Here is a 2,937-nt window from a genome sequence, read left to right as displayed (position 1 = left end):
GCCCCCGCCGGTGCGCCCGGCACCCGCTTCCTGTTCCGGATGGCCGACCCGCTGACCGCGGCCGAGCAGGGCGGCGGGATGTTGCGCCGCGCCGCCGTCGACGCCCGCGCCGCCGCGGCGGAGGCCGACGGCACCGAGCGGGTCCGGCTGGAGCGGGCGGCGGACGACGCCGAACGTGCCGCCGAGGCGGCCGACCGGCGGGCCGAACGGCTCGCCGACGAGGCCGCCGCCGCGGTCCGGGTGAAGGAGGGGACGCCGCTGCGGCTGCGCTTCGTGCTGCCGGAGGCCGACACGGGACCCGCCCGGGATCGCGGGATCGACGAACTCCACGGCGTGGCGGACCTGATCACCGAAGCCCTCACCGAGGTGGGGGTGCTGGTGGACCGGGTGGAGGTGCCGGCCGAGACCTACCTCACGGAGCGGATTCCCTCCGGGAACTTCGACCTGGCGCTGTACTCGTGGCCGGTCACGCCGTTCCCGGCGACCGACGCCCCTCCGGTGTACGCGAAGCCGCAGGCCGTTCCGGGGGGTGAGGTCTTCATCCGGCAGAACTACAGCCGGGTGGGCACCGACCACATCGACCAGCTGCTGGAGGAGGCCGCCACGGAGCCGGACGACGGCCGCCGCGCCGAGTTGCTGCACCGCGCCGACCTGCGGATCTGGGCGGCGGCGGGATCGATTCCGCTGTACCAGCGGCCGGAGCTGGTGGCCGCCGAGCGGGACCTGGCCAATGTGGGCGCCTTCGGGCTGGCCACCCCGCGCCCGCAGGACTTCGGCCGCCGGCGCTGAGCCCGGCCCGCGCGTTCCGCCCCGCCGGCCCGGCGGGGCGGAACGCGCGGGCCGTCCCCGGGAGCGCACCGTACGATGTGGAACGGGCCGGGGCACGAGTTCGCCGGGCCACGCCACCGACTCGCCGGGGATCCACCCGCCGGGGGACAGCAGCTATCCGGGAGAAGCTCCGCCAGCCATGCCCACGCGCCACGACATCCGCAACGTCGCCATCGTCGCCCACGTCGACCACGGCAAGACGACCCTGGTCGACGCCATGCTCAAGCAGGCGGGGGCCTTCGCCGCCCACCAGCAGGTGGACGACCGGGTCATGGACTCCGGCGACCTCGAACGCGAGAAGGGCATCACCATTCTCGCGAAGAACACCGCCGTGCGATACCACCCCAAGGGGGGTGGTGACCCGGTGGTCATCAACATCATCGACACCCCCGGCCACGCCGACTTCGGCGGCGAGGTGGAGCGCGGCCTGTCGATGGTGGACGCCGTGGTCCTGTTGGTGGACGCCTCGGAGGGGCCGCTGCCCCAGACCCGGTTCGTGCTGCGCAAGGCGCTGCAGGCCCGGCTGCCGGTGATCCTGTGCGTCAACAAGACGGACCGGCCCGACGCCCGCATCTCCGAGGTGCTGAACGAGACCTACGACCTGTTCCTGGACCTGGACGCGGACGAGGAGCAGATCGAGTTCCCGATCGTCTACGCCTGCGCCCGGGACGGCGTCGCCTCCCTCACCCAGCCGGCCGACGGCACGGTGCCGGCGGACAGCGACAACCTGGAGCCGCTCTTCTCCACCCTGCTGGAGTCGGTCCCGGCGCCGGTGTACGACGAACAGGCCCCGCTCCAGGCGCACGTCACCAACCTGGACGCGGACAACTTCCTCGGCCGGATCGCGCTGTGCCGCATCCAGCAGGGCGAGCTGCGCAAGGGACAGACGGTGGCGTGGATGCGCCGCGACGGCTCGGTGCAGAGCGTGCGGATCACCGAGCTGCTGATGACCGACGCGCTCACCCGCAAGCCGGCGGAGAAGGCCGGTCCCGGTGACATCTGCGCGGTGGCGGGCATCCCGGACATCATGATCGGCGAGACGCTCGCCGACCCGGAGAACCCGGTCGCACTGCCCCTGATCCAGGTGGACGAGCCGGCCATCTCGATGACGATCGGCACCAACACCTCCCCCCTGGTCGGCAAGGGCGGCAAGGGGCACAAGGTGACCGCGCGGCTGGTGAAGGACCGCCTGGACCGGGAGCTGATCGGCAACGTCTCGCTGCGGGTGCTGCCGACCGAGCGGCCGGACGCCTGGGAGGTGCAGGGACGCGGGGAACTGGCGCTGGCCATCCTGGTGGAGACGATGCGCCGGGAGGGCTTCGAGCTGACGGTCGGTCGTCCCGAGGTGGTGACCCGGGAGATCGACGGCCGGGTGCACGAGCCGGTGGAGCGGATGACCATCGACGTGCCCGAGGAGCACCTGGGCGCGGTGACCCAGCTGATGGCGAGCCGCAAGGGCCGCATGGAGACGATGACCAACCACGGCTCGGGTTGGGTGCGGATGGAGTTCCTGGTGCCCTCCCGGGGGCTGATCGGGTTCCGCACCGAGTTCCTGACCGAGACCCGGGGCACCGGCATCGCGCACGGCATCTTCGAGCGCTACGAGCCGTGGGTGGGCGAGTTGCGGACCCGCAACAGCGGCTCCCTGGTGGCGGACCGGCCGGGTCCGGCCACGCCGTACGCGATGCTCAACCTCCAGGAGCGGGGCGTGATCTTCGTGGAGCCCGGCACCGAGGTGTACGAGGGCATGATCGTCGGTGAGAACTCCCGCTCCGACGACATGGACGTGAACATCACCAAGGAGAAGAAGCTCACCAACATGCGGGCGGCCTCCGCCGACACCACGGAGAACCTGGTGCCTCCGCGCAAGCTCTCGCTGGAGCAGTCGCTGGAGTTCTGCCGGGAGGACGAGTGCGTGGAGGTCACGCCGAGCGAGGTACGCATCCGCAAGGTGGTGCTCGACCAGCGGCAACGGGCCCGGGCGGCCTCGCGCGCCAAGCACGCCTGATCCTTCGCGATTCGCTCGCGGGAACATTCGCGGCGGCCCGGCACCGGTTCTCCGGTGCCGGGCCGCCGGCCGTTCCGGGCTCTTCCGCCGCCTCCCCGACC

1 protein-coding gene and 1 pseudogene are annotated in these 2,937 nt (G+C 72.3%); both read left to right on the top strand.

The annotated features are described in order from the left end of the window. Nucleotides 1-789: pseudogene (locus tag FOE67_RS21465) on the top strand (ABC transporter family substrate-binding protein); the annotation flags it as partial. A gap of 178 nt (nt 790-967) precedes the next feature. After that, entirely contained in the window at nt 968-2,836 is a 1,869-nt protein-coding gene (gene typA / locus FOE67_RS21460) for a translational GTPase TypA (protein WP_182666482.1), read from the top strand. Nucleotides 2,837-2,937: the final 101 nt, after the last annotated feature.

Source organism: Streptomyces calidiresistens, assembly GCF_014141525.1.
Classification (GTDB): domain Bacteria; phylum Actinomycetota; class Actinomycetes; order Streptomycetales; family Streptomycetaceae; genus Streptomyces; species Streptomyces calidiresistens.
The sequence above is the reverse complement of the archived record's forward strand: the minus strand, read 5'-3'. Positions and strand labels throughout refer to the sequence as shown.